At 67.9% G+C, this 25,140-nt stretch carries 26 protein-coding genes; 12 read left to right on the top strand and 14 right to left on the bottom strand.

The features are described from left to right. Nucleotides 1–104 precede the first annotated feature (104 nt). The 3 genes from ACPEES_RS08120 to ACPEES_RS08110 are packed head-to-tail and all read right to left on the bottom strand — an operon-like array spanning nt 105 to nt 1,796. Nucleotides 105–761, bottom strand: coding sequence for a class I SAM-dependent methyltransferase (locus tag ACPEES_RS08120; RefSeq protein WP_435102904.1), 657 nt, complete (start codon nt 759–761; stop codon nt 105–107). A 38-nt stretch (nt 762–799) separates the two neighbouring features. Continuing rightward, entirely contained in the window at nt 800–1,345 is a 546-nt protein-coding gene (locus ACPEES_RS08115; RefSeq protein WP_435102902.1) for a GNAT family N-acetyltransferase, read from the bottom strand. Beyond that, a complete protein-coding gene (locus ACPEES_RS08110) occupies nt 1,338–1,796 on the bottom strand; it encodes a hypothetical protein (protein ID WP_435102899.1) in 459 nt (152 codons plus the stop codon). The genes ACPEES_RS08115 and ACPEES_RS08110 overlap by 8 nt, the downstream gene beginning before the upstream one ends. A 141-nt stretch (nt 1,797–1,937) precedes the next feature. Here ACPEES_RS08110 and ACPEES_RS08105 point away from each other — a divergent pair, with 141 nt between their 5' ends. Beyond that, nucleotides 1,938–2,168, top strand: coding sequence for a DUF6494 family protein (locus tag ACPEES_RS08105; RefSeq protein WP_435102897.1), 231 nt, complete (start codon nt 1,938–1,940; stop codon nt 2,166–2,168). A 7-nt stretch (nt 2,169–2,175) separates the two neighbouring features. Here the strand turns inward: ACPEES_RS08105 and moeA are convergent, their stop codons facing one another. The 9 genes from moeA to ACPEES_RS08060 all read right to left on the bottom strand — a co-directional run bounded on the left by moeA (nt 2,176) and on the right by ACPEES_RS08060 (nt 10,428). Further along, nucleotides 2,176–3,441, bottom strand: coding sequence for a molybdopterin molybdotransferase MoeA (gene moeA / locus ACPEES_RS08100; protein WP_435102895.1), 1,266 nt, complete (start codon nt 3,439–3,441; stop codon nt 2,176–2,178). Next, complete coding sequence (gene mobA / locus ACPEES_RS08095) at nt 3,438–4,055, bottom strand: molybdenum cofactor guanylyltransferase MobA (protein ID WP_435102893.1); 618 nt, start codon at nt 4,053–4,055, stop codon at nt 3,438–3,440. The genes moeA and mobA overlap by 4 nt, the downstream gene beginning before the upstream one ends. After that, nucleotides 4,052–5,191 carry a molybdopterin-synthase adenylyltransferase MoeB gene (moeB, locus tag ACPEES_RS08090; RefSeq protein WP_435102891.1) on the bottom strand — a complete coding sequence of 380 codons (1,140 nt, stop codon included), beginning with the start codon at nt 5,189–5,191 and terminating at the stop codon, nt 4,052–4,054. The genes mobA and moeB overlap by 4 nt, the downstream gene beginning before the upstream one ends. Next, nucleotides 5,188–5,466, bottom strand: a complete 279-nt coding sequence (locus ACPEES_RS08085) for a MoaD/ThiS family protein (protein ID WP_435102889.1) — start codon at nt 5,464–5,466, stop codon at nt 5,188–5,190. Before ACPEES_RS08085 ends, moeB begins: the two co-directional genes overlap by 4 nt. A 61-nt stretch (nt 5,467–5,527) precedes the next feature. After that, nucleotides 5,528–6,283 carry a selenium cofactor biosynthesis protein YqeC gene (yqeC, locus tag ACPEES_RS08080; RefSeq protein WP_435102887.1) on the bottom strand — a complete coding sequence of 252 codons (756 nt, stop codon included), beginning with the start codon at nt 6,281–6,283 and terminating at the stop codon, nt 5,528–5,530. 556 nt (nt 6,284–6,839) lie between these two features. Continuing rightward, on the bottom strand, nt 6,840–7,925 hold the full coding sequence (locus ACPEES_RS08075) for a WD40/YVTN/BNR-like repeat-containing protein (protein WP_435102885.1): 1,086 nt from the start codon (nt 7,923–7,925) through the stop codon (nt 6,840–6,842). 69 nt (nt 7,926–7,994) lie between these two features. Next, complete coding sequence (locus ACPEES_RS08070) at nt 7,995–8,801, bottom strand: substrate-binding domain-containing protein (RefSeq protein WP_435102883.1); 807 nt, start codon at nt 8,799–8,801, stop codon at nt 7,995–7,997. A 176-nt stretch (nt 8,802–8,977) separates the two neighbouring features. Further along, nucleotides 8,978–9,715: an ATP-binding cassette domain-containing protein gene (locus ACPEES_RS08065; protein ID WP_435102881.1), complete on the bottom strand. Its 738-nt coding sequence runs from the start codon at nt 9,713–9,715 to the stop codon at nt 8,978–8,980. Next, a complete protein-coding gene (locus ACPEES_RS08060) occupies nt 9,712–10,428 on the bottom strand; it encodes an ABC transporter permease (RefSeq protein ID WP_435102879.1) in 717 nt (238 codons plus the stop codon). The genes ACPEES_RS08065 and ACPEES_RS08060 overlap by 4 nt, the downstream gene beginning before the upstream one ends. A 77-nt stretch (nt 10,429–10,505) precedes the next feature. Here ACPEES_RS08060 and ACPEES_RS08055 point away from each other — a divergent pair, with 77 nt between their 5' ends. The 4 genes from ACPEES_RS08055 to fdhF all read left to right on the top strand — a co-directional run bounded on the left by ACPEES_RS08055 (nt 10,506) and on the right by fdhF (nt 16,084). Then, on the top strand, nt 10,506–11,384 hold the full coding sequence (locus ACPEES_RS08055; protein WP_435102877.1) for a substrate-binding domain-containing protein: 879 nt from the start codon (nt 10,506–10,508) through the stop codon (nt 11,382–11,384). 217 nt (nt 11,385–11,601) lie between these two features. Then, on the top strand, nt 11,602–13,239 hold the full coding sequence (locus tag ACPEES_RS08050) for an NADH-ubiquinone oxidoreductase-F iron-sulfur binding region domain-containing protein (RefSeq protein WP_435102875.1): 1,638 nt from the start codon (nt 11,602–11,604) through the stop codon (nt 13,237–13,239). After that, nucleotides 13,236–13,907 (top strand): 2Fe-2S iron-sulfur cluster-binding protein, encoded by a 672-nt coding sequence (locus ACPEES_RS08045; protein ID WP_435102873.1) that lies wholly within the window; start codon nt 13,236–13,238, stop codon nt 13,905–13,907. The genes ACPEES_RS08050 and ACPEES_RS08045 overlap by 4 nt, the downstream gene beginning before the upstream one ends. After that, a complete protein-coding gene (gene fdhF / locus ACPEES_RS08040; protein ID WP_435102871.1) occupies nt 13,904–16,084 on the top strand; it encodes a formate dehydrogenase subunit alpha in 2,181 nt (726 codons plus the stop codon). The genes ACPEES_RS08045 and fdhF overlap by 4 nt, the downstream gene beginning before the upstream one ends. A 59-nt stretch (nt 16,085–16,143) precedes the next feature. On the opposite strand, the gene ACPEES_RS08035 is transcribed toward fdhF, so the two are convergent. Then, nucleotides 16,144–16,956, bottom strand: a complete 813-nt coding sequence (locus ACPEES_RS08035; RefSeq protein WP_435102869.1) for a type IV pili methyl-accepting chemotaxis transducer N-terminal domain-containing protein — start codon at nt 16,954–16,956, stop codon at nt 16,144–16,146. A gap of 757 nt (nt 16,957–17,713) precedes the next feature. Here ACPEES_RS08035 and ACPEES_RS08030 point away from each other — a divergent pair. Genes ACPEES_RS08030 through ACPEES_RS08010 form a run of 5 tightly spaced genes read left to right on the top strand, consistent with a single transcriptional unit; the run spans nt 17,714 to nt 22,629 of the window. Beyond that, nucleotides 17,714–19,123 carry a c-type cytochrome gene (locus ACPEES_RS08030; RefSeq protein ID WP_435102867.1) on the top strand — a complete coding sequence of 470 codons (1,410 nt, stop codon included), beginning with the start codon at nt 17,714–17,716 and terminating at the stop codon, nt 19,121–19,123. Further along, nucleotides 19,116–20,903: a cytochrome c oxidase subunit I gene (locus ACPEES_RS08025; protein WP_435102865.1), complete on the top strand. Its 1,788-nt coding sequence runs from the start codon at nt 19,116–19,118 to the stop codon at nt 20,901–20,903. Before ACPEES_RS08030 ends, ACPEES_RS08025 begins: the two co-directional genes overlap by 8 nt. Continuing rightward, on the top strand, nt 20,900–21,568 hold the full coding sequence (locus tag ACPEES_RS08020; protein WP_435102863.1) for a cytochrome c oxidase subunit 3: 669 nt from the start codon (nt 20,900–20,902) through the stop codon (nt 21,566–21,568). Before ACPEES_RS08025 ends, ACPEES_RS08020 begins: the two co-directional genes overlap by 4 nt. A gap of 16 nt (nt 21,569–21,584) precedes the next feature. Then, nucleotides 21,585–22,295 (top strand): heme-copper oxidase subunit III family protein, encoded by a 711-nt coding sequence (locus ACPEES_RS08015; RefSeq protein WP_435102861.1) that lies wholly within the window; start codon nt 21,585–21,587, stop codon nt 22,293–22,295. Between the two features lie 10 nt (nt 22,296–22,305). Beyond that, nucleotides 22,306–22,629 (top strand): cytochrome C oxidase subunit IV family protein, encoded by a 324-nt coding sequence (locus ACPEES_RS08010; protein ID WP_435102859.1) that lies wholly within the window; start codon nt 22,306–22,308, stop codon nt 22,627–22,629. A 211-nt stretch (nt 22,630–22,840) separates the two neighbouring features. On the opposite strand, the gene ACPEES_RS08005 is transcribed toward ACPEES_RS08010, so the two are convergent. Next, nucleotides 22,841–23,410, bottom strand: coding sequence for an NAD/FAD-utilizing enzyme (locus ACPEES_RS08005; protein ID WP_435102857.1), 570 nt, complete (start codon nt 23,408–23,410; stop codon nt 22,841–22,843). Between the two features lie 232 nt (nt 23,411–23,642). Between ACPEES_RS08005 and ACPEES_RS08000 the strand changes: the two genes are divergently transcribed. Next, nucleotides 23,643–24,359 carry a spondin domain-containing protein gene (locus tag ACPEES_RS08000; RefSeq protein WP_435102854.1) on the top strand — a complete coding sequence of 239 codons (717 nt, stop codon included), beginning with the start codon at nt 23,643–23,645 and terminating at the stop codon, nt 24,357–24,359. Nucleotides 24,360–24,372: 13 nt separating this feature from the next. After that, on the top strand, nt 24,373–25,098 hold the full coding sequence (locus tag ACPEES_RS07995) for a spondin domain-containing protein (protein WP_435102851.1): 726 nt from the start codon (nt 24,373–24,375) through the stop codon (nt 25,096–25,098). The last annotated feature ends 42 nt before the right edge of the window (nt 25,099–25,140 follow it).

Below are 25,140 nucleotides of genomic sequence, written 5' to 3'. Positions count from 1 at the left end.
ACGCCGGCGCTCACGCGCCTTGCCGAGCCGCCGCGCAGTGGCGCTGAGACCTGACAATATTTCCTGCAAGGTTAGTATTTCCCCCATCAAACGGACCGGCCACGCTACCGTGTGCCGGCGGCTTTGGTGCCACTGGCCACGAAGACCGATACATCCAGTACCTTGAACGGACGGAACTCACGCCAGGCGACCCCTTCCCCCCGGCGCACCAGTTCCTCCCAGACGGGGCGACGACAATCCGCCGCGCCGACCCAATTGATTAGACGCGCCCCGAGTGTCAACCGCCTGCTGTAGACGTCCATGATGGACAAACGGGCGCCGTCCGGCGCGATGTCCATGATCTCGCCAAGGAACGTCCGCCAGTTGCTCAGGCACGTCAGACCGAGCGTAAACAGAAAATGGCCCGGCCGTACGTCCCTAATCGCCGCACGGAGCCGCTCGATACCGTCCCGGCTCGCGAGATCCGCACGAACGAGCGATAGCGCCGTATCCGCCAGCCCGAGCCGTTCACCGCGCGCCCGTGCACGGGCCAGCATGCCATCGGAACCGTCGATACCCACGATATCGCCATCTTTTCCGATTTGCTTGCGGATCAAGGAAAAATTGGTGCCGGTACCGCAGAAGACATCGAAAACCGTCGCACCCGGGCGCAACGCGAGCTCCGAGATCGCCGATTTCCGAGCCTTGCGATAGAAGCAGTCGCCCAGTGTGCCGAAATCGTAAAATGGCGCGAATGTGTCGTACCAGCCGCCGGTCGTCACCGTTTCCTCCCTGGGCTGAAAATGCCTCCTCCTGGGGCCTAGATATCGACGATATTTCGCGTTTCAAGCACGTAGTTCTCTATCGGCTCCACATTTTGGCGATATCCGCACGCCGCCACCGACTGGTCGCGATGCACGAAACCAACCTTGCGGAGCACTCTTCCGGAGGCGGGATTGCGTGTGACATGCCGTGCGGACAATTCGCGCACACCACAAGACTGTGCCGCAAACCGAACGAGCGCTCTCGCCGCTTCCGTGCAGTAGCCAAGCCCCCAGTAAGGCACCCCGAGCCAATAGCCAAGCTCACCGCTGCCGCGACCGATATTCGTGATACTGACGGTACCCACGGGGACCCCATCCGCCTTGCCGATGATCGCATAAATGATGCCGCTACCGCCTGCCCATTCCTGCTCGTGCGTGGCGATCCACGCTTCGGCGGCCTCCAGGGGATACGGGTGTGGAATGCTCGCCGTTACATCGGCGACACGCTCGTCGCCCGCAAGCTGCTGAACCCAGGAAGCGTCGTCGCGCTGGAACGGCCTGAGGTGCAGTCTTGGGGTTTGCAGATCCGGCTGCCTATTCACGGCCAGGATTCTCCTGTTTCTTCTCTCCGTCAATCAGCCCATTGGAATAAAGAAGTAAGTAGAGGCGTTTCTTCCGCCTCAGATCCATCAGTACCGCGACACCAAATCCACCGAACACGAACGCCACAATCAGCCGCCACATCGCAGCTTCGACACGCTTGACCGCGAGCAGCTCCAGGCCGGTGTACGTCTCCGCCGCGTCCGGGGCATACCAAAGTCCGATGAGCTGCCACGGTGAGTAGCCGTGGTAGGTGGCCACCAGCCGATGGGCGGCCGACAACTCCCCTGCAGCCGTGACGACCCAGAACAAAGGCAACAACGCCATTCCCCACCGCGCCACCCGCCAAAAGCGGGATTCACTCCCGGCCGTCGCAAGAGCACGCTCGTCCGATTTCGTCAGATGCTGTTTCATATTGCCCGCAGTGCAACACGAAAAGACCCAGTCCGCCATCGCCGGTGACACCGAGCCACCCGCGAACGCCGGCCACACATTCCGTCGGCATGGTTGTTTCGATGGCTCGCGTCCGCGATCGGCGATTGCCTGTCGTGACGCAACGCCCGGAGCCTCCTACCCTGAAAGGTGACTTCATTCGTGTTCGAACTGGGAGCCGGCGTGATGGACGAGGAAAGCCTCAACATGAGCGTGCGCAAGTTCCTCAAGCGCGTGGGCGTCACCTCGCAGCGGGAGATCGAGACCGCCGTGCGCGAGGCCGTGGCCGAGGGCCGTCTCAAAGGGGATGAGCACCTGCCGGTACGGGTAACGCTGGAGGTGGAAGGCTTGCGGATCCGCCACGAGGTGGACGGCGAGATCCACCTGGAGTGAGCGATACTCAGCCGCTCAGCACAGCGTCGAAGGGTTCAACCTCGACCCGCTCGCCAGCCTGAACGTCCTCACCGTCGAACGGCAGGACGATGAAGCAGTGCGCCTCGCTCATGGAGCGCAGCACGCCGGAGCCCTGCTGCGCCAACGGGCGGACCTCGGTTTCGCCGTCGGCGCCCGGCACCAGCACACCGCGCTGGAACTCGAGCCGCCCGGGGCGTTTGCGCAGGCCTTGCTGGCAGCGCACGCGAAAGCGACGCGGTGGCCGCGGCGCTTCACCGGCGAGGTGTCGCAGCGCCGGCACCACGATCTGGTGGAACGTCACCATCGCCGAGACCGGATTGCCCGCGAGGCCGAAGTACGCGGCCTCACCGATCCGGCCATGGGCGAGCGGCCGGCCGGGTTTCACCGCCACGGCCCAGAACCCGACCTCGCCCACTTCCGCCAGGAGCTCGGTGAGATAATCCGCCTCGCCCACCGACACCCCGCCGGTGGTAATCACCACGTCCGCCTGCCGCGCGGCGCTGTCGAGCGCCGTCCGCACGGCATCACGCTCGTCGGCCACGACGCCCAGATCGCGAACCTCGACACCGAGGCGGGTGAGCATGCCGAACAGGGTGTAGCGATTGCTGTCGTGGATCTCGCCGGGACCGAGCGGCTCGCCCAGTGACCTGAGCTCGTCGCCGGTGGAGAAGAACGCCACCCGGGGCACGCGGCGCACGGCCACCTCGGGAATACCCACCGAGGCGAGCAGCCCCAGATCGGCAGCGCTCAGGCGGCGGCCGGCGGCCAGCACGATGCCCCCGCGGGCGAGATCCTCGCCGGCGCGGCGCACGTGCTCGCCGGCCCGCGGCCAACGTTCGACGATCACCCGCTCGTCGGCAACCCGCGCGTGCTCCTGCATGACCACGGTATCCGCCCCGGCCGGGACGACGCCGCCGGTCATGATCCGCACGCACTCGCCCGCGCCGAGCTCACCCGCGAAGGGATGGCCGGCGAAGGCGCTGCCCACTAGCCGCAGCCCGTCGCCCGCCGCCGCTTCGGCGTCGGCGTGGCGCACTGCGTAGCCGTCCATGGCCGAATTGTCGTGCGCCGGCACGTCGTGCGGCGAGTGGATGTCCTCACCGAGCACACGACCCAGCGCGTCCCGTACCGCCAACTGGTGGGTATCGCTGATGGGCGTGAGCAACTCGCGCAGGCGCGCGAGCGCCTCCTCCAGCCTCAGCGCGCCGGCATCGTGGCTGCCGCAGCCGTGGTTGCGCCGTGACTCGTTCATGGACCGTGCCGCTCCGCTGCCAGGCGCGCGGCGAGGGCATCGCGCTCATCGGGCGTGTTGACGTTCATGAACAGCTCGCGGTGGTCGGAGAAGTCCACCTCGGTGGTGTCGAACGTTTCGTACCACTGGGCCACCTTCCGGCCGCCGTCGGCAAGGAAGGCGCGCAGCGAGCCGAGCAGCTCCCGCTGGAGGAGGGCGTGCACCGGTTGCAGCCGCTCGCCGTCATGGGCGACCGCTCCCTGTGCACCGTTCGCGGTCAGCGCGCCGTACAGTCGGCCAACCAGATCCCGCGGCACCAGCGGGCCATCGCAGGGCAGGAACAGCGCCAGCGGCGTCGCGCAGGTGGCGAGCCCCGCCGCCATGCCCGCCAACGGCCCGGGGAAGTCGGTGACATCGTCCGCCACTACCGGGTGGCCGTAGGCTTCGTAGGCCGACCAACTCCGGTTGGCGTTGATGAGCACCTCGCCGACCTGAGGTCGAATGGCGGCGAGGACGTGCTCGATCATGGGACGGCCGGCAAGCGGGATCAGGCCCTTATCCTCGCCGCCCATGCGGGTGGCACGCCCGCCGGCGAGAATCACTGCCGTCACATCACTGGCGGGTGCGTCGGTCATGGCGCGGCCTCGACCGGGGCATTGGCCGCCTTGCCGCACACGGAGCACGCCGGGTCCCGGAAGACCTGCAGGCTTCGATACTCCGAGCGCAGGGCGTCCACGCACAGCAACCGGCCTAGCGGAACTTCACCGAGGTCGAGCAGGATCTTGAGCGCCTCGGTGGCCTGGATCATGCCGAGCAGCCCGGGCAGCACACCGAGCACGCCCGCCTCGGCACACGACGGCGCCAGCTCCGCCGGCGGTGGCTCCGGAAACAGGCAGCGGTAGCAGGGCCCGCCACGGGCCGGCCAGACGACGCTCGCCTGGCCCTCGAAGCGATAGACCGCGGCATGCAGGAGCGGGATGCCGCGCGGGACGCAAGCATCGTTCAGAGCGTAGCGCGTGGCGAAGTTGTCCGAGCCGTCGAGCACCAGGTCGTAGTCGCTCACCAGCTGCTCCGCGTTGTCCGCGGTGAGCCGCACTGCGTGGGGGACGAAGCGCAGGCCGGGGTTCAGGCCGCGGAGCGTCGCCTGGGCCGAGTAGACCTTGGGCATCCCCACCCGCGCCTCGGCGTGGAGGACCTGGCGCTGGAGGTTGCTGCGGTCGACGACGTCGTCATCCACCATGCCCAGGGTGCCGACCCCGGCGGCGGCGAGGTAGAGCGCCGCCGGCGAGCCGAGCCCGCCGGCCCCGATGACGAGCACCCGGGCCTCGGCGAGCCGGGCCTGCCCCGCCTCGCCCACCTCGGGCAGGTTGATCTGGCGGGCGTAGCGCTGGCGCAGATCGTCACCGGCTGCCGCAGGCGGCATGCGCACCGGCAGCCCCGCGTCCTTCCACACCTTGAAACCGCCGGCGAGGTTCGCGACCCGGCGATAGCCCAGCGTTTGCAGGGCATCGGCGGCGAGCAGTGAGCGCGTCCCGCCGGCGCACATGAGCACCAACGGGGTATCGACGTCGGGGGCGACGCTGGCGATCCGGAGCTCGAGCTGACCCCGCGGGACATGGCGGCTCCCCTCGGGCGCGCCCTCGGCGAGCTCGTCGGCCTCGCGCACGTCGATGAGCAGCGCGCCCTGCTCCACCCGCGCCGCCGCCTCGGCGGCATCGATCTCGGGGATGCGCTCGCGCAGCCGCGCGAGCTGGCGCTCCAGCGCGCTCATCCGCCAGCCACCGACGGCATGACGATGAGCGTCCGATGCCCGGCGAGCGGGGTATCGAGCCCGTCGAGGGAGCGGATGTCCTGATCGTCGAGGAAGACGTTCACGTACGGCCGCAGGCGGCCCCCGCGGGTGAGGATGCGCGGCAGCAGCGCCTCGTGGCGGCGCCCCACGGCGGACAGGGCCTCGCCGACGGACGCCGCCTCCACGGTGAGCTCGCTCTCACCGCCGGTGAACGGGTGCAGGGCAGCGGGAATCCGGACGGACACCGCATTCATGACTCTCGCCTTCCCACTCGGGCCTGTTGTCCACAATGGTAACAAACCCGGTTGCGCGCGCTCATCGCACCACCTCCACGATGGGATCGTCCCGGCGCATGGCGGCGAGCACCACCGCCTCCAGCCGGGAACACTCGGCTAGCGCACGCTCCGCCGCCTCCCGCGCCGGCGCGAGCCGGTCCGCCGCATCCACCTGATTGATCACCGGGATCAGCCGCGCCTCGCCCACGCCGCGCCAGGCGCCGTCGGGGCTCGCGAGCAGGCGGGCGAGATGCATAGGCGTGAGGGTCTCACCAAGGTCCGCGCCCACCAGGGCGGCGAGACGCTCGGGACGGTGGGCGACACGCTCGTCCAGGGGCTGGCCGAGCACCGCCGCGGAGGTGAGATGCAACACGGTGACGGTGCCCGGCACCAGCTGCGGCTCGCCTTCTCCCGGGGCCTTGATACCGCGCATGCGCGCGCCGTCCGCCTTGACCAGGGTCACCTCGAACCCGCCCGCGCGGTGGAGCTCGGCGATACGGTCGGTCGCGACGCCCGCGTTGCGACCGGGCTTGTCCGAGGGGTGAGCGTAGGCCACACGGCGATGACTGCCGGCGGCGGCGAGAACCGCGTCATCCAGCTCCGTCTCCGGCTCGAACACGCGCGCGCCCACGACCCGGCGCGGCGGCGGCGCGGCGAACACGGAGGCAGTGAGCGCCACGCGCCCCGGGTGCAGGCGGGCGAGGCGGTAGAGGGTGGTCTTCTTGCCCCCGGCGCCCACAGCGCAGACGACGCCGCCGCTGGCGCCGAGGAGGTGCACGATGTCGGCGCTGGTCATGAGCCACCCCTGGGCATTGGCGGCGCAATCGGCGAGGTAACCGGCATTCCCCGACGTCGGGGCACGACCTGGGCTGTACGTGAGCGTTCTGTCGAGGCCCTCCGGACTTGCGGCTGCATCTGGCAGCCGGCATTCCCGTACGAGGAACGTCGGCCAGCGCTTAGCGCTCGCCGATCTACGAAAATCGCGCCTGGCGACCGACACCCCGATGCGTGGGATGTCGGCCAGCGCTTCGCGCTCGCCGACCTACCGAGACGCCACCGGCAATGCGGGTCCTCACCATGCCGATGCCACAGACAAGCCAGCGGCACGGCCTGCGTCGCGTGGTGTGCAACGCGCCGGTTGCAGGGTGGCACAAGGGTGGCAAGCGGCCGGGCGGTAGCCCGTTGACGGACCGTATGCAGCAGGGACGCTGCATACGAGCCTACAGGGACGTATTCACGGCGTGTCCGGCAACGGGCTACCGCCCGGCCACCCCGGCACGGCGCCGCAACCCGCACGACGTTGATCTCGACGAGCGCGTTGCACACCACGCGACGACCCATGCCACCTCCTGTCACAGCGCTTGCGCCCGCACACTGAGAATTCCCGGCAGAAACCCCGCCACCAGCGCCCAGATGTCCCCACCGTCGCGGCTCGTGAAGAGATGCCCGCTGGAAGTCCCGAGATACAGTCCGAGCGGGGCCAGGTCGTCGCTGTCGAGTCCGTCGCGCAGGATGGTGACGAAGACGTTCTCCTGGGGCAGGCCCTCGGTGAGGGCCGTCCACGTCTCGCCGGCATCCCGGCTGCGATAGACCCGCAGGCGCCCGTCGACGGTGGCGCGGAGCTGACTGCTCTGCTCGGGCACGGTATAGACCGTGTCCGGATCGCGCGGGTCGGTGGCAAGGGCGTAGCCGAAGTCGCTGGGCAGCCCTGCGGTGATCTCGTGCCAATGGTCGCCCGTATCGTCGCTGACGTAGGTGCCATTATGGCTCTGCTGGTAGAGCCTCTGCGGCCGTGCTGGATGACGGAGCACGCGGTGCACGCAATGGCCGCTTTCCGGCGCATCACCGGCCAGGTAAGGGGCACGAACGCCGCGGTTACAGGCCTGCCAGGTCCCGCCGCCGTCGCCCGTGCGGTAGACGCCGCCGGCGGAGAGGGCGACCACCAATCGTTCCGGGTGCTGCGGGTCGACGCTCGGGGAGTGCACGGCGAGACCGCCCTTGGCCGGGCTCCAGGTGGCGCGGTCCGGGTGCTCGTTGAAGCCGGGCAGCGGTTCCCAGCGCCCGCCGCCGTCGCGGCTGACGAACAGGCCCGGCGGCTCGATGCCGGCGTACAGGGTTTCCGGCTCGGACTCCGCCCCCGGCGCCAGGCTCCAGATCATGCGCAGGCTCGCCGGGTCGTCGTCCTCCTCACAGTGGCGGGGGACATCCGGCAGAGGCTGCCAGCTATGCCCCGCGTCGTCGCTGCGGTGGACGTGGATACCCCACACCGGATGATGGGCCGCCGCGTAGCCGCACCGGGGATCGCGCGGGTCGAGCCAGGCGGCCTGGATCTCGTAGCCGGCCATATGCGGCCCTTCCACGCGCCAGCTCTCGCGCGCAGCATCGCTACGGGCGATGAAGAGCCCTTTCCGGGTGCCCACCAGAACCGCGACGGTCATGGACGTCTCCCTCACCATCGACAGCATACCTTTGCAACCATGATGCGGCAGCGTCCCCGGGCTACGCCATTATTGGGCGTCCGGATGGAAGAGCTGCTGGCCCTTGAGGCGATGGTCCGCGATGAGCGCCTGCCCTTCGGGCGAGACGAGCCATTGCTGCCAACGCCGGGCAAGGCCATGGCGCACGCCGTCGTGGCGCTCCGGGTTCACCAGCATGCTGTGGTAGGGGTTGAACAACATCTCGTCGCCCTCGTGGACGATCGCCAGGTTCTGGCGATTGTTGAAGCTGATCCAGGTCCCGCGATCGGTGAGGACGTAGGCGTCCATGGCAGCGGCGGTGTTGAGCGTCGCCCCCATGCCCTTGCCGAGCTCGCGGTACCAGCCGCCGCCGGGATCGTCCGCGGCGGCCTCCCAGATGGCGCGCTCCTTCTTGTGGGTGCCGCTGTCGTCGCCCCGCGAGGCGAACGGCGCCCCGGATTCGGCGATCCGGCTGAACGCCTCCGAGGCCGTCCCGGCCCCGGCGACGCCGGCAGGGTCGTCCGCCGGCCCCACCACGACGAAGTCGTTGTGCATCACCGCCACCCGGTCGACGCCGTGGCCCTCCGCCATGAACTGCTTCTCCGCCGCCGGGGCGTGCACCAGCAGCGCGCTGGCGTCACCGCGGCGGCCGAGAGTGAGTGCCTGGCCGGTGCCCACGGCGACCACGCGCACATCGATCCCCGTGCTCGCCTCGAACTTGGGGATGAGGTGGTCGAAGAGCCCGGAGCTCTGCGTCGAAGTGGTGGAGGCGAGCACGAACGCCTTGTCGTCCCGGGCCTGAACGCCCGCGGTGGCGACCAGGGCCGCGACGCCGACGAGCACGATCCAACGCTGCATGACAGCCTCTCCCGCTTCCGTCTTCCGTCTTCCGTCTTCCGTCTTCCGTCTTCCGTCTTCCGTCTTCCGTCTTCCGTCTTCCGTCTTCCGTCTTTTGCCTTTTGCCTTTTGCCTTTTGCCTTTTGCCTTTTGCCTTTGAACTTTGAACTTTGAACTTTGAACTTGGATCTTTCGACTCAGTGAACCAGCTCGCCGCGGATGAACCCCTGTGCCTGGGGCGTTCGCGGCTCGGCGAAGAATGTCGCCGCGGGCACGTGCTCCAGTACCCGACCGCCGCAAACGAAGAGCACGTCCTCGGCGAGCCGGCGCGCCTGGGCGAGATCGTGGGTCGCCATCACCACGCTCGTGCCGCGCTCGTGGAAGCGGACAACGGCGTCCTCCACCGCCGCGGCGGAAGCAGGATCCAGGGACGCCGTGGGCTCGTCGAGGAAGAGGATCTCCGGGCGCAGCACCCACGCCCGGGCGAGCGCGAGGCGCTGCTGCTCGCCGCCGGAGAGCGCCCGCGCGGAGCGCCGCGCGAAGTGCTCGAGCCCGAAGAGCTCGAGGGCGGCCATGGCGTGCTCGCGCCGCTCCCGCGGCGGCGTCGCCCGCAGCGATAACGCGTAGGTGACGTTGCCGAGCACCGAGCGGCGCAGCAACACCGGGCGCTGAAAGACCATCGCCTGCCGGCGCCGGATCTCGCGGGAAGAAGGGCGATGGCCGTTGCCCCAGCGCAGGGTGCCGCCGGTGGGCACGAGCAGGCCGTGGCAGACACGCATGAGCAGGCTCTTGCCGGCGCCATTGGGGCCCATGACGAGTGTGCGCCGCCGCGCCGGCAGCACCAGCGAGACCGCATCCAGCAACCGCATACCGTTGCGTTCAAAGGCTACGCCCTCCAGCGCCAGGGGCAGAAAGCCGTCGTCGAGCGTGCTCATCCGTAGTGCCTCCGCGCGAGCTCGCCGATGCCGTAGGCGAGGCCGTTGATCACGCCGATCAGCGCCAGCAGCACGATGCCGAGCGCCATGGCGATCCCGAGGTTGCCCTTGCTCGTCTCCAGGGCGATGGAGGTGGTCATCACCCGCGTGAACCCGTCGATGTTGCCGCCGACGATGAGCACCGCGCCCACCTCCGCGCTGGCACGCCCGAAGCCCGCCAGCACCGCCGTGATGAGCCGGAAACGGCCATCCCACAGCAGGGTGGGAATGGCCCGCGCCCGACTCGAGCCCAGAGACTGGAGCTGCTCGTGGTACTCCTCCCACAAGTCGGAGACCGTTTGGCGCGTAAGCGCCGCCACGATGGGCAGCACCAGCACGCACTGGGCAATCACCATGGCCGACGGCGTGAACAGCAACCCCGCCGCCCCCAGCGGCCCGGCCCGCGAGAGCAGAAGATAAACCGCGAGCCCCACCACCACCGGGGGCAGCCCCATCAGGGCGTTCAGCGCCACGACCACCAACCCGCGCCCGGGGAAACGGAACAGTGCCACCGCCGCACCCAGCGGCAACGCGAGCGCCGTGGCAATGGCGACCGCCGAGAGGCTCACCTGCAGCGACAGCGCAATCACCCGGAAAAGAGCCGGGTCGAGCGAGAGCAGCAGCTTCAGTGCACCCGTGAAGGCGTTCCCGACCAGCGACTCATCCCCGTTCATGACTGCAGGATGTACCGCTCGTGGCTATCTTTCAGGTAACGACGAAATATGTGCCTGTTCCTGCAGGTCTGCGCACCATGGCCGAGTTCCTGACCACCCGCGAAGTGGCCGACTATCTGCGATTGAAGGAGCGCAAGGTCTACGACCTCGCCCGCAACCACGCCATCCCCTGCGCTCGTATCACCGGTAAGCTGCTGTTTCCGCGCCAGGCGATCGATCTGTGGGTGATGAGCCACCTGGAAGGGGACAGCGCCACCTCCACCCCGCCCCCGCCGGTTTACGCCGGCAGCCAGGACCCGCTGCTGGAGTGGGCCCTGCGGGAGAGTCATGCCGACCTTGGGCTGCTCTGCCAGGGCAGCGGTGACGGCGTGGAGCGACTGCTCGACGGACGCGCCCAGCTCGCGGGCCTGCATGTGCTCGATCCGGCGAGCGGTGCCTACAACGACCCGGTGCGCCTCGGACTCGGCGGCATGCGCGACCTGGTGATGATCGAATGGGCCGAGCGCGAGCAGGGGCTGGTAGTGGCACCGGGCAACCCGCTTGGCCTCACCGCCATCGCCGATCTCCAGCGCCCCGGCGTGCGCATTGCCCGGCGCCAGCACGGCGCCGGCGCGGCAACGCTTTTTCACCATTTGCTGGAGACGGCCGGTATCGATCCGCGTTCGCTCGCCCTCGCTCCGCGGCCGGCCCTGACCGAGGACGATCTCGCCCTGGAAGTACGCGACGGACGTGCCGACTGCGGACTCGCCGTGGAGGCGGCAGCACGGCGCCACGGCCTGGACTTTCTCCCCCTCGCCCGGGAGCGCTTCGATCTCGCCATGCGCCGGCGCAGTTACTTCGAAGCGCCAATGCAGCGGCTGATGGCATTCGTTCAAAGCACGACGTTCCGCGAACGCGCCACTGCGCTCGGCGGCTATGACGTCAGCCGCTGCGCCACCGTGCGGTACAACGCCTGACGTTACCGGCTGTCGCGCACGTCATCATTGGCGGCGCACACGGCAAACTCCCCGCCTGGATGTCGCGGCGATAATGGCAATGGACTGCCGCGACCAAGCGGCGCAGTCCTGACGTGTGGACTATTTTTGGGGCGGAGGCGGACTACACCGGCGGGCGTGGCATCGCAAAGGCACGAGCGGCATCCCGACGTCGGATGCCCGGGAGGAGCGAGCGACGATGGACCTACTCAGGCGGATGGCGGCCATTCAGCACGCCAAAGGCGCCGTGGACGACGCCGCACTGCGGCACCTGGCCGCCGAGACCGGCACGCCGCTCTACCGCCTCGAGGGGCTGCGCGGCTTCTATCCGACCTTCCGCGAGTCCCCCGGACCGTCGCGGCGGGTACGGGTGTGCCGTGACGTGGTCTGCCGCCTGCGCGGCGGGGCCGACCACTGTGATCGCGTGCGTGCCGCCCTAGCCGGTTACGACAACGTTGCGGTCGAGGAGGTCTCCTGTCTCGGGCAGTGCGACCGCGCTCCGGCGGTGAGTCTGGACGACGAGCCCGTCAACGGTGCGCCCCGGGCCGTGGCTGCCCTGATTGCGAACGACGAGTCCGCGACCGCGAACGACGCTCGCCCCGGCCCACCCTGGCCCACCGATCCATACCGCGACGCGAGCGAGCGCTACGCGACGCTGGCGTGGCTGCTCGGCGACGCCGGCGACACCGCAGGGCGGGAAGCACGCATCGAGACGGTGATCGCGACCTTGGACGAGGTGAAGCTCGCCGGGCTCGGCGGCGCCGCCTTCCCCACGGGGAAGAAGTGGGCGTTCACCCGGGCGGCCGCCGGCGAGGAGAAGTACGTCGTCTGCAATGCCGACGAGAGCGAGCCCGGCACCTTCAAGGACCGCGCCATTCTCGAGGACCAACCCCACCTGGTGATCGAGGGCATGGCCATGGGGGCGGCGGTGATCGGCGCCCGCCGGGGCATCATTTATCTGCGCCACGAGTACACTCGCGCGCGCCGCGCCTTGCAGGCGGCGCTCGGGAACGCCTACGACCGCGGTGTGCTGGGGGCGGACAGCGCCTCCGGATTCGACGTGGAGCTGTTCGTCTCGCCGGGCGGCTACATCCTCGGCGAGGAGACCGCGCTGCTCGAGGCCCTGGAGGACCGCCGCGGCGAGCCCCGCAACAAGCCGCCGTTTCCAACCAACGTGGGCCTGTACGGCAAACCGACGCTCATCAACAACGTCGAGACCCTGGCCGCCGTACCCGCCATCGTCGCACGCGGTGCCGACTGGTGGCGCAATCAGGGGCGAGGCGGGCACACGGGGCTCAAGTACGTGAGTGTCTGCGGCGACGTGACCAGGCCCGGCGTCTACTGCGTGCCCTGGGGCACGCCAGTATCCGAGATCCTGGCAGAGGCCGGTGGCATGGCCGACGGCCGCGCGTTGCGGGCGTTCTCCCCCGGTGGCGCGTCCACGCCGTTCCTGCCAGCGGAGAAGATGCACACGCCGCTGGATTTCGCTGCCCTGCGCGAGGCCGGCAGCGGACTCGGGACCGGCGCGCTGGTGTTCGTAGGGGAAGGCCGCGACCTGGTCGACGTCGCACTGGCCCAGGTGCGCTTCTTCCGCAACGAGAGCTGTGGCAAGTGCGTGCCCTGCCGTATCGGCAGTCACAAAGCCGTGGAGATGGTGGAGGCAGTCCTCGACACCGAAGGCAGCGAGCTCGGTGACGAACTGAAACGCCTCAACGCGACGCTCGCGCGCACTTCGATCTGCGGGCTCGGCCAGGTGGCGCTGCTGCCGCTGGTGGATCTCTTCGAGAAATTCCCGGATGCGCCGGAAGTCCGGCGCCTGCGGGGGGAGACGGCATGACCGATAGCCTGACGCTCACCATCGACGGCCACGAGGTGACGGTACCGCCGGGCACCACCATCTGGGAGGCGGCACGCGATATCGGTATCGACATTCCCGTGCTCTGTCACGACCCGCGCCTGCGCCCGGTGGGCGTCTGCCGCGTGTGCGCGGTGGACACCGGCGAGCGCACCCTGCCGGCGAGCTGCGTGCGCCCCTGCGAGGACGGCATGACCGTTCAGACGGCCACCGACGAGGTCATCGAGCACCGCCGCGTGCTCACCGAGTTGCTGCTGAGCGAGCAGCCCGAGGTGAGCCGGCGCGAGCTCACCACCGGCGACGATGCCCTCTACGCCCTCGCCCGGGCCGAAGGTATCACGGAGATTCCCTGGCCCGACGGCGGCTCCGGGCGACGCCGGGGGGAGGACCACTCCTCGCCGGTAATCACCGTCGACCACCAGGCCTGCATTCTCTGCGACCGCTGCATCCGCGGCTGCGACGAGATCCAGCACAACGACGTCATCACCCGCACCGGCAAGGGCTACGACGCACGCATCGCTTTCGACCTGGACACCCCCATGGGCGAGAGCACCTGCGTGTCCTGCGGCGAGTGCGTGGCGGTCTGCCCCACCGGCGCGCTCACCCACAGCACGCTCATCCCACGAGCAGTGGGAGGAAACGAGCCATGAAGCAGTTCAACGCCGCCGCGGCCGTCACCGAACCCGTGGCCGTGCGCGAGGTGGATACCCTCTGCCCCTACTGCGGTGTGGGCTGCGCCCTCGCCTATGGCGTCGACGAGCACGATCATATTCTCTACGCTCGCGGGCGCAACGGCGCCGCCAACGCCGAGCGCCTGTGCGTGAAGGGCCGTTACGGCTTCGACTACACTCAGCACCCGCAGCGGCTGACGAAGCCGCTGATCCGCCGCGACGACAGCTACCCCAAGGGACCGCTGTCGGGCTTTTCCCGGCCGGACTCCAGCGGGCCACGCAAGCCCGGCGGCATCGTCGACTACGACGAGGTGCTGCCCCATTTCCGCGAGGCGAGCTGGCAGGAAGCGCTGGATCTCCTCGCCCGCCGCCTGGGCGAGGTGCGTGACGGCCATGGCGCCGACACCATCGCCGGCTTCGGCTCGGCCAAGGGCTCCAACGAGGAGGCGTATCTCTTCCAGAAGCTCATGCGCGCGGTGATCGGCACCAACAACGTGGATCACTGCACGCGGCTGTGCCACGCCTCGTCTGTCTACGCACTCATCGAGGGCATCGGCTCCGGCGCGGTGACCAATGTCGTGCGCGACGTCGCCAAGGCGGACGTGGCGCTTGTCACCGGCTGCAACCCCACCGCCAACCATCCGGTGGCGGCAACGTTCATGAAGCAGGCGGCGGCCAACGGCACGAAGCTCCTGGTAGCCAACGTGCGCCGCCCGGGCATTGCCGATTACGCCCACCAGTATGTGCAGTTCCAACCGGGCTCGGATGTCGCCTTCTACAACGCGGTGATGCACGTATTGATCGACGAGGGGCTGTACGACCGCGAGTTCGTCGCCGAGCGCACCGAGGGCTTCGAGGCGCTGCGCCAGACCGTCGAGCGCTACACCCCGGAGATGGCCGCCGAGCACACCGGCGTGCCCGCCGGGGAGATCGTGCGCTTCGCCCGCACCTTCGGCGAGGCCCGCTCGGCCATGCTCTTCTGGGGCATGGGTATCAGCCAGCACGTTTTCGGCACCAACAACGCGCGCTGCCTGATCGCGCTGGCGTTGCTCACCGGCAACGTGGGCCGCCCCGGCACCGGTCTGCACCCCCTGCGTGGGCAGAACAACGTCCAGGGCGCCTCCGACGCCGGGCTCATCCCCATGTACTACCCGAGCTACCAATCCGTGGCCGACCCGGCCGTGAAGGCGAAATTCGAGGCGCAATGGGGCGTCGAGCTCTCCGATCGACCGGGGCTCACCACGGCCGAGATCGGTCACGCCGCACTGGAGGGGCGCATTCGCGCGCTCTACTGCATGGGCGAGAACCCGTTCCTCTCCGACCCGGACGTCAACCGCGTGCGCGAGGCGCTCACTTGTCTGGATTTTCTGGCCGTTCAGGACATATTCCTTACCGAAACGGCGGAGTTCGCCGACGTAGTGCTGCCGGCGAGCTCGTTCATGGAGAAGCTCGGCACCTACACCAACACTGACCGCCGCGTTCAGATCGGCCGGCCGGTGCGCGCCCTGCCCGGCGATGCGCGTCAGGACTGGGAGATCCTGGGCGAGATCGCCACACGCCTGGGCCACGAATGGGACTACCCCGACCCGGCGGCGGTATTCGACGAGATGGTGGCGGTAACGCCGCTCTACGCGAACTTGAGCCACGCCACCCTGGGCGCCTACGGGAAATTCACCCCCTGCAAGGACCCGGACTCCGAGGGCGAGCAGGTGCTCTTTGCCGAGACGTTCCCCATCGGCCGCGGCCGTTTCGTGCCCGCCGAGCTCGCTCCGGCGCCGGAGCTGCCGGACAAGGGCTACCCGCTGGTGCTCAACACAGGCCGCGTGCTCGAGCACTGGCACACCGGTGTGATGACGCGGCGCTCACGGGCACTGGATACGCTCTCGCCGGACCCCTTCGTCGAGGTCCACCCCGACGATGCCGCCCATTTCGGCGTCACCGACGGCGAGCTCGCACGGGTCACCTCACGCCGCGGCGAGGTACGCCTGCCGGTGCGGGTGACCACGGACGTAGCCGTGGGCACCGTATTCATTCCCATGCACTACCGCGAGGCAGCGGCCAACGCCCTCACCGACCCGAGCCTGGACCCATACGCGAAGATCCCCGGATTCAAGATGTGCGCCGTGCGCGTGGCACCGGACGCACCGTCCGGGTAGCGCATGCCGGAAGCGGCTCGCCGGGCGGGACAGCCCGCCGCGCCAGGGGCGGCTCGGGTTCAGGAACTCGCCCCCTCCAGGCGCTGGGCATACAGCGCGGTGACCTTCTCCGCCGAGTCGAGGATGCGCTCGGCGAGCGTGGTCGCCAGCAGCGGTGCATACTCGCCCTCTTCGAGGGCCAGCATCTTCTCGAAGGCGTACCAGCCATCGTCCAGGCGGCGAAGCTGCTCGCGCAGCTCGGGATCCGTCTGCGGGGCGTCGAGCAGCTCCTCGAGCCCGGCACGAAACTCGGCGGTAGCGGTTTCGAGCGCTTCACGGATCGCCTCGGTGCGCGTACCCCACGCCTCGATCAGGTAGTACTTCGCCACGCGCTGGGAGAGCATGCGCTGGCGCCCCGATACGTTGACGAGGTGGGCGAGTGCATGCCCGTGCGCCTCCTCCAGGGCTTTGACCAGCGCCTCTGCCGACGCGAGCAACGGCGCTTCCAGCTCGAGGAGCCTCTGCACGGCAGCCGCCTTGGGCTCGGCCGTGACCGCCACCCGGAAAGGCGCCCACCGCTCGGCCACCCGCGCGAACGCCTCTGCCGCATCGGATCCCCGCGTGTACGCTTCCAGGGCGGTCAACTGGTCCTGGAAACGGGCGACCGCGTTCTCGCGGCGTTCACGAGCGTTGGCGGTGTCGACCCCCTGGCCGATTTCCGCGTAAGACAGCACCATCCGCTGGATCAGCATCCTCTGCCGGCCCGCGACATTAACCGCCTCGGCGTCGCTGAGGCCGCTGTCGTTCGCCGAAGCAACCGGCACCAACAGCATGCAGACGAGCGACAGCGCGTACAGCGCGTACAGCGCAAGCCGGGTTTTTCCGATGGCCATCGCATCCTCCCTGATTAGTCACTACGAGACAGCCGCGGATGATACTAACGCGGGTCACGTGTTCACACCGGCGCCTGGTCGTGGAGGCTAGGCGCCCCTGCGATTCCCGGCCTTGATGCACGTCAACGCCGTGGCGCCCATGCAGCACCAGCTGCCGGCGCCTCCGGCAGTGGCCACGTGCTTTTCCCGACATCGAGATGAGGACCTCGAGGCGGCGAGAGACGCCCTCCGTTCCCGCGTGGACTTCCCGATCCCCCGCGCCGGGCGCCGACGCCTAGCGACGGCGGCGCCATGACGCGCAGGAATACAGCGGATTTCTGATTCAGGACACCAGCATGGGTGTCGTTTGCATTCCCCCCCGCCGCCCTCTAGTTTTTTCAGTAGCCACGCGTCGTTACATCCACTACTTCGACGCGTGAGGAGGGGAGACATGGTGGCTGACGCCACGGTGGTTCCTTCGAGACCGGGGGCGCACGAGGCGGTCGCGTGCCCGTTGCCCCCGACACCGCGGGGGCAACGGGCGCGGGTGCAGTCGCGCACACGCCGCCGGTGCGGCCCGCTCCGGCGGCGCCTCGCGGACAACCTCCTCCACCCCGGATCATTCCCGGCAAGTGCGTTGCGGCTGCGTGCCGGCAACCACCTGGCGCCGATACCGCGGACCACCGCGGGTGGCCGCCGGCCAATGCCCCGCTATGCTCAGGAGTGGGAGCGCCGTCTCAACGTACCTCGGCCGTGCGGCGGACGCGGAGGGCTGTGAATGGTCATTGCGATCGTACTGATCGTCCTGCTCGTGGCGTCGGTGGTGTTCTACTTCGTCAGTCCCTGGCACCTGACGCCACTGGCATCCAACTGGGGGGCCATGGACGGGACCATCGACATCACCTGGGCCGTGACGGGCCTGATCTTCGCGGCAGTCAATCTGTTCATGGCCTACGCCATCATCCGCTACCGCTACAAACGTGACCGCCGCTCCCGCTACGAACCCGAGAACAAGAAGCTGGAAATCTGGCTCACGGGGGTCACTACCGTGGGCATTGCCGCACTGCTGGCACCGGGGCTGTTCGTCTGGGGGGCATTCGTTAGCGTTCCGGAGGACGCCCACGAGGTGGAAGTGGTGGGTCAGCAGTGGCACTGGAGCTTTCGGTTCCCGGGCGAAGACGACGAGCTCGGCCGCGTCGATGCACGGCTCGTCAGCGCCGACAACCCTTTCGGCATGGATCCGGACGACCCGGCGGGCAAGGACGATGTCCTGGTCAGCAGCCCCAGGCTCGTGCTGCCCGTGGACGAGCCGGTGCAGCTGCTGCTGCGTTCCAAGGACGTAATCCACAATTTCCAGGTGGCACAGTTCCGGGCCAAGATGGACTTGCTGCCCGGTCAGGTATCCTATCTGTGGCTCACGCCCACCCGCACGGGTGAATTCGAGATCCTCTGCGCGGAGCTCTGCGGCATCGCCCACTTCGCCATGCGGGGCATGGTGGAAGTCGTGAAACGCCCGGCGTTCGACAAGTGGCTGGCCTCGCACCCCACCTACCGCGAGGTCGCAGCCCGCCCCGACGGCGACCCACAGGCCGGCGAAGCACAATTCGCCGCCTGTGCCGGATGTCACGGTCAACAGGGGCAAGGCAACCCGGCGGTGGAAGCGCCGAAGATCGCGGGGCTCGAGCCGTGGTACCTGATCCGCCAGCTCCAGAAGTTCAAGGACGGGCTGCGCGGCACCCACAAGCAGGACGCGCCGGGCCAGCGCATGCGTCCGTTCGCCGGTCGCCTGCCCGACCGCGCCGCAATGGCGGACATCGCCGCCTACGTGGCCACCCTGCCCGACAACCCCGCGGAAGAGACCGTCTCGGCCAATGCCGCGCGCGGTGAGAGCCTCTACCGGACCTGCAGCGCCTGCCATGGCCCCCAGGGGCAGGGGCGGCGGACCACCAACGCCCCGAGACTCGCGGGCATGAGCGACTGGTACCTGCTGCGCCAGCTCGAGCACTTCCGCCAGGGGGTCCGCGGCCATCACCCGGAGGATTTCTACGGCGCGCAAATGGCCTCGATGTCGGAGATGCTCACCGACCAGCGGGCCGTGCGCGATGTGATCGCCTACATCGACACGTTGCCGCCGACCCCGGCAAAGGCGGGCGGAGCCACGCTCGCGGGGAGGAATGACGATGGTTGAACGCGCGCACGACGCCGTCTCGCACGCTCCGCCGGCCGAGACGGAGGACATGGAGCTGGTCCACCCCAAGACCTTCGTCGGGAAATACATCTGGAGCCAGGACGCCAAGGTCATCGCGATCCAGTACGGCATTACCGCCATCGCCATCGGCCTGGTGGCGCTGGTGTTGTCCATCGCGATGCGCCTGCAGCTCGCCTTCCCGAACACCTTCTCGCTGATCGACCCGTCGAGCTACCTGCAGTCGGTGAGCATGCACGGCATGATCATGGTGGTCTACCTGCTCACCGCCCTTTTTCTCGGCGGTTTCGGTAACTACCTCATCCCGTTGATGTGCGGCGCGCGGGACATGGTCTTCCCGTACGTCAACATGCTGAGCTTCTGGTTCTACCTGGCCTCGGTACTGGTGCTCACGGCAGGATTCTTCGTCCCCGGCGGATCCATGGGCGCCGGCTGGACCCTCTACCCGCCCCAGTCGATCAGCGAGGGCACACCGGGTGTCGGCGGCGGCATGATCACCATGCTGCTATCGCTGATCATCTTCATCATCGGCTTCACCATGGGCGGGCTGAACTATATCGTGACCGTGCTCCAGGCGCGCACCCGCGGCATGACCCTGATGCGCCTGCCGCTCACCGTCTGGGGCATATTCATGGCCACGGTACTGGCGCTGCTCGCCTTTCCGGCGCTGCTGGTCGCCGTGCTCATGCTGCTGTTCGACCGGCTGCTCGGCACCAGCTTCTTCATGCCGGAGATGCTCGCCATGGGCGGAGAAACCACCTCCCACCAGGGCGGCAGCCCCATTCTCTTCCAGCACCTGTTCTGGTTCTTCGGCCACCCCGAAGTCTACATCGTGGCCCTGCCCGCATTCGGCATCGTATCCGATCTCATCGCAACTCATGCGCGGCGCAACATCTTCGGCTACCGGATGATGGTCTGGGCGATCATCATCATCGGGGCGCTGAGCTTCGTGGTGTGGGCGCACCACATGTACGTCAGCGGCATGAGCCCGTACTTCGGCTTCCTGTTCGCCACCACGACCCTGGTGATCGCGGTGCCCACGGCACTGAAGGTCTACAACTGGGTCCTCACACTCTGGCACGGCAACATCCGCCTCACCGTGCCCATGCTCTTCGCCATCGGATTCATCTTCACCTTCGTCAACGGCGGACTGAGCGGCCTGTTCCTCGGCAACGTGACCGTGGACGTGCCGCTGTCGGACACCTATTTCGTGGTCGGTCACTTCCACATGGTGATGGCCGTGGCGCCGATTCTGGTGATCTTCGGCGCAATCTATCACTGGTACCCGAAGATCACCGGACGCATGCTCAACGACACCCTGGGCAAGATCCACTTCTGGGTCACTTTCCTCGGCACCTACGCCATCTACTATCCGATGCACTTCATCGGCCTCGAGGGCGTACCGCGGCGCTACTACGCCTACGGCGAGACCGCCTTCATCTCCGATTCGGTGGCACAGCTCAACGTCGCGATCACCATCGCCGCCATCGTGGTGGCCCTGGTCCAGGCGCTGTTCTTCTACAACCTGGTCTGGAGCTACTTCCGTGGCCGGGAGGCGGGCCCGAATCCGTGGCACGCCACCACCCTGGAATGGCAGACACCGCACACGCCGCCACGCCACGGAAACTTCGGCGACGAGCTGCCGGTAGTCTACCGCTGGGCCTACGACTACGGCGTGCCGGGCGCGCGGGATGACTTCATTCCACAGAACGTACCGCCGGAACAGGTCGAACCCGACGACGGCGAGGGGCAGCGCTCATGACGGTAACGCTGGTTTTCCTCGCCGTGCTCATGGCGGTGTTCGCCGGCTGGCTCGTGAGCCAGTCGGTGAATGTGCAGCCGTGGGTGGCCGAATCGGCGCGTACCGCGCCCGTTCACGACATGCCGCAGGGCGTTACGGCCCCCCGCGTCGGGCTGGCCGTCTTTCTCGCGGTGGTCAGCTCGCTGTTCGCGCTCGCCATCAGCGCCTACTCCATACGCATGGAGTTCGGCGGCGACTGGCGCGCTCTGCCCGAACCGTCATTGCTCTGGCTGAACAGCGGGGTTCTCCTGCTCGCCAGCGTCGCCCTGCAGTGGGCCTGGGGCGCGGCGAAGCGCAGCCGTGCACGGGCCCTTTGGCGGGCGCTCACCGCCGGCGGCGCCTGCACCGTGGCATTCGTGGTGGGGCAGTACCTTGTCTGGCGCCAGCTCGACGCCGCCGGCTACGGACTCGCGGCCAACCCGGCCAACGCGTTCTTCTACCTGCTCACCGCGTTGCACGCCGCCCATCTCCTCGGCGGACTCGTGGCTTGGGGCCGCACCGTGGCGGCGGTGTGGCGAGGTGCCTCGCCGGCGCAAGTGCGCGCGAGCGTGGAGCTGTGCGCGATCTACTGGCACTACCTGCTGGTGCTCTGGGCAGTGCTGTTCGCGTTGCTCCTGAACACCTAGGGGGAGGGCAGACGCCGTGGCGCAGACGAAACCCACCGACACCTCGCTCCCGCCCAGCGTCAGGGAGCTCGTGGAGGACTGGTCCTCCGACCAGCGCGCGTTCAAGAACGTGCCCTGGGGCAAGGCAATGATGTGGATCTTTCTGCTGAGCGATACCTTCATCTTCGCCTTGTTCCTGGTCGGCTACATGACGGTGCGCATTGCCACCACGCAGCCGTGGCCCAACGCGAGCGAAGTGTTCGCCCTGCACCTCGGCGGCCAGAACGTTCCCCTGCTGCTCATCGCGATCATGACGTTCATCCTCATCAGCAGCAGCGGGACCATGGCGTTGGCGGTGAAGTACGGCTATGAGAAGAACCGCCGCATGACCGCGATCCTGCTCGTGCTCACCGCGATACTCGGGGCCTCGTTCGTGGGCATGCAGGCATTCGAATGGACCAAGCTCATCCACGAAGGCGTACGCCCGTGGGGTAACCCCTGGGGGGCGCCACAGTTCGGTGCGTCATTCTTCCTGATCACCGGCTTCCACGGCACCCACGTGAGCTTCGGCGTGATCTTTCTCATCATCATGGCCACCAAGGTGATCCGCGGCGCCCTCGACGATGAGCGCCCGGGCTTTCTCACCGGTCGTCGCGGCCGCTACGAGATGGTGGAGACGCTCGGTCTGTACTGGCACTTCGTCGACCTGGTCTGGGTGTTCATCTTCGCGTTCTTCTATCTCTGGTAGGAGGTGGGTCATGGCCCAAGAACAAGCCGAGCAACAGCAACACCCGATTGGCATCTATCTGGCCATCTGGGGGCTGCTGTTCGTCCTCAGCGTATTCTCCTACCTGGTCGATTACGCCGGTTTCGAGGGCTTTCTCCGGTGGTTTCTGATCACGCTGTTCATGATCCTGAAAGCAGCGTTGATCGTGGCGGTGTTCATGCACATGGCCTGGGAACGGCTCGCGATAATGGCTGCCGTCCTGGTACCGCCCGGGGTATTGCTCGTGATGACGCTGCTGATGGCGCTGGAGGCGAACTACACCCTCTTCACGCGGCTGGTGTTCTTTCTCAACTGACGTTGAAAGAAGCGGTAAGCCAAAAGTCGAAAGTTTCAAGAGCCAGCGTCGATTATCGTGCCATATGGCTGCCACGCCCCAGTGGCTCCACGCTTTTCACTTGATACTTTCCACTTTCGACTCGCAGCCTGCGTGGCACTCAGTCCGCGCATCCCCCCAGCACCAGGCCGCAACCCTCTTCGGCTCGCCGCATCGGTGAACCCGGCTGCGCCTACGGAAACGTCTGCGTGAAGAAGCGCTTGATGCCGTCCTGCCAGCGCACGATCCAGTGCGGTGACGCGCGTCCGGTGCCGGCGGCCTCGACGGTGGGGTGATTGTCGACCAGGTTTCTGACGATTTCCTCCTGGTGCGGCTGCACATCCACGAAGAATACGTGCCTGCCCTGCTGCAGGGCGTTCTCGAAATTGCGGAAGTGCACGTTAGGCGTATCGATACCCCACAGGCCACCTTCCCAGGTGAAGAAGCCGAGTGTAATGAGTGCCAGGAAGGTGAACGGTAGCCAGCCCGCGGGCGTGTCCGTCCAGCCGGCAAGATACGCGATCACCAGCACCAGTATCGCCATGACCACGCCGACGCCCGCGCCCATGAGGGTCGAATGAATGACGTCCTTCTTCATGAACGCCGTCACCTTGTGGAGGTGATGGTGATGGTCGGCCTCGCTTTCTTCGAGCGTTAGCACATGGATCTGGGGCGTCACCAGCCCTGCCGACTCGAGCTCTTCTTCGAAACGCTCCAGATCGTCGAGGTCATCGCTGATGAAGAAATACCGCGTCAGCTTCATGTCAACCTCTCCCCCAACTTGCCGGTCACGCACGTACCCGGTACGCCCGTGCCCCCGTGCTCGGCGGAGCGAGAGCTCCCCTTGTTCCTGAGCTTAGCCGCCCGACCCGGGACCAGCCAGTGCCATTGCGGCGGTGGCGGGTAGTCGTGACGGTTCCGTGATACATGACGCACCGCATTCTTCGAGACTGACAGCGTGGGCACGACAGTCCGCGGTCACGGAGGGTCTCATCATGCAACGCGTACGAACGTCCATCGTGGGCATCGGCGTCGCTCTGGCGCTGGGCACGGGCGGCGCGACAGCCGCCGAGTTCGACATCAGCATTCACAACCTCACCCGCGGCATCTGGCTGACGCCACTGCTGGTGGCGGCGCACAGCTCAGACACAGGCATATTCGAGCCCGGAACGAGCGCGTCGCTGAGCCTTCAGGCCATGGCGGAAGGCGGCAACATCGCGCCTCTGGCCGACGACCTGGAAGCGCTCGGGGCGAGTGTCGTGACGAACCCCTCCGGCGCACCGGTCACGGAGCCCGGCACTACCACGACGCTGGTGCTGGCAACCGACAACGCGGCAGCCAACACGCAGTTGTCGATCGTGGCAATGATGCTGCCGACCAACGACGGTTTCATCGGCCTGAATGCCGTTTCCCTGCCGGTGAAGCCGGGCACTCACGTGTTCCACGTCAATGCTTACGACGCCGGCACCGAAGGCAACGACGAGGTGCGGGGAAGCGGGGTTCCCAACGAGCCGGGCATCCCGGTACCGCCGCCCATGGACCCGGTCGTCGACAGCGGCGGCAGCGGCCTGGCCGCGGCGGCGGAGGGCTTCGTCCATGTCCACCGCGGCCAGCTCGGGGACACGAATCCCACCGGAGGCGCCACAGACGTCGACAGCCGCCGGCAACGGTGGCTCAACCCGGTCGTTCGGATCACCGTGAGTCGGCGGTGAGGGAGGAAGGGTCATGGGCTCGCGAACACACCCATTGACCGGCGCAGGGCTCACCGCTCTAGCGGCCATTGCGATCGCCGGCTGCAACGGCGACGACGACCCGTTCGCCGTCACCGCCCGCTTCGAGGTCACGACCACCAACCTGACCGCCGGACAGCCGCTCTCGCCGCCAGCGCTCGTGCTGCACCGTGCGGACTATACCCCGTTCACCACCGGCATGACTGCCTCACAGGGACTGGAAGTGCTCGCCGAGGGCGGTGCGAACGGCGACTTCCTTGCCGAAGCCGAGGGCTCGACGGCGGTACTGGCGACCCAGTCGGCCGGCGGCCCGGTAGGCCCGGGAGGAAGCGGAACGCTGATCATCAAAGCAACGACAAGGAACCCGCGCACCCTGTGGTTGAGCCTCGCCAGCATGCTGGTGAATACCAACGACGCCTTCACGGGGCTCGACTCCGTGCCCGTGGGTGAGCTCGTCGTTGGCGATCGGGTCACCCTCATCGGCAACAGCTATGATGCCGGCACCGAGGCCAACACGGAGACCGCCGACACCGTGCCCGGGCCGGCCGCGGCGGGCGGCGTGCAGGAAGGCTTCAACGCAGTGCGTGACGACCCGGTGGACGATGTGCGTGCACACAGCGGCGTGGTCACCGCCGACGACGGCCTCACCAGCTCCGTGCTCACGGGCCTCAATCGCTGGGACAACCCCACGATCCAGGTCACGATCACCCGCCTGCGATAGTCCCGACGTCCGCCCCGGCACCGCCGGGGCGGGCCACCCCCT

Origin of the sequence: Arhodomonas sp. AD133, assembly GCF_051195215.1 — a bacterium.
GTDB lineage: Bacteria > Pseudomonadota > Gammaproteobacteria > Nitrococcales > Nitrococcaceae > Arhodomonas.
The sequence above is the reverse complement of the archived record's forward strand: the minus strand, read 5'-3'. Positions and strand labels throughout refer to the sequence as shown.

Coding starts and splice junctions, on each gene's coding strand:
- ACPEES_RS08050 (WP_435102875.1), top strand. CDS start 11,602: ATGGACCTACTCAGGCGGATGGCGGCCATTCAGCACGCCAAAGGCGCC.
- ACPEES_RS08065 (WP_435102881.1), bottom strand. CDS start 9,715: ATGAGCACGCTCGACGACGGCTTTCTGCCCCTGGCGCTGGAGGGCGTA.
- ACPEES_RS08000 (WP_435102854.1), top strand. CDS start 23,643: ATGCAACGCGTACGAACGTCCATCGTGGGCATCGGCGTCGCTCTGGCG.
- moeA (WP_435102895.1), bottom strand. CDS start 3,441: ATGAACGAGTCACGGCGCAACCACGGCTGCGGCAGCCACGATGCCGGC.
- ACPEES_RS08085 (WP_435102889.1), bottom strand. CDS start 5,466: ATGAATGCGGTGTCCGTCCGGATTCCCGCTGCCCTGCACCCGTTCACC.
- ACPEES_RS08020 (WP_435102863.1), top strand. CDS start 20,900: ATGACGGTAACGCTGGTTTTCCTCGCCGTGCTCATGGCGGTGTTCGCC.
- ACPEES_RS08070 (WP_435102883.1), bottom strand. CDS start 8,801: ATGCAGCGTTGGATCGTGCTCGTCGGCGTCGCGGCCCTGGTCGCCACC.
- ACPEES_RS08030 (WP_435102867.1), top strand. CDS start 17,714: ATGGTCATTGCGATCGTACTGATCGTCCTGCTCGTGGCGTCGGTGGTG.
- ACPEES_RS08055 (WP_435102877.1), top strand. CDS start 10,506: ATGGCCGAGTTCCTGACCACCCGCGAAGTGGCCGACTATCTGCGATTG.
- ACPEES_RS08110 (WP_435102899.1), bottom strand. CDS start 1,796: ATGGCGGACTGGGTCTTTTCGTGTTGCACTGCGGGCAATATGAAACAG.
- ACPEES_RS08075 (WP_435102885.1), bottom strand. CDS start 7,925: ATGACCGTCGCGGTTCTGGTGGGCACCCGGAAAGGGCTCTTCATCGCC.
- yqeC (WP_435102887.1), bottom strand. CDS start 6,283: ATGACCAGCGCCGACATCGTGCACCTCCTCGGCGCCAGCGGCGGCGTC.
- ACPEES_RS07995 (WP_435102851.1), top strand. CDS start 24,373: ATGGGCTCGCGAACACACCCATTGACCGGCGCAGGGCTCACCGCTCTA.
- moeB (WP_435102891.1), bottom strand. CDS start 5,191: ATGAGCGCGCTGGAGCGCCAGCTCGCGCGGCTGCGCGAGCGCATCCCC.
- ACPEES_RS08045 (WP_435102873.1), top strand. CDS start 13,236: ATGACCGATAGCCTGACGCTCACCATCGACGGCCACGAGGTGACGGTA.
- ACPEES_RS08035 (WP_435102869.1), bottom strand. CDS start 16,956: ATGGCCATCGGAAAAACCCGGCTTGCGCTGTACGCGCTGTACGCGCTG.
- ACPEES_RS08010 (WP_435102859.1), top strand. CDS start 22,306: ATGGCCCAAGAACAAGCCGAGCAACAGCAACACCCGATTGGCATCTAT.
- ACPEES_RS08005 (WP_435102857.1), bottom strand. CDS start 23,410: ATGAAGCTGACGCGGTATTTCTTCATCAGCGATGACCTCGACGATCTG.
- ACPEES_RS08025 (WP_435102865.1), top strand. CDS start 19,116: ATGGTTGAACGCGCGCACGACGCCGTCTCGCACGCTCCGCCGGCCGAG.
- fdhF (WP_435102871.1), top strand. CDS start 13,904: ATGAAGCAGTTCAACGCCGCCGCGGCCGTCACCGAACCCGTGGCCGTG.
- ACPEES_RS08060 (WP_435102879.1), bottom strand. CDS start 10,428: ATGAACGGGGATGAGTCGCTGGTCGGGAACGCCTTCACGGGTGCACTG.
- mobA (WP_435102893.1), bottom strand. CDS start 4,055: ATGACCGACGCACCCGCCAGTGATGTGACGGCAGTGATTCTCGCCGGC.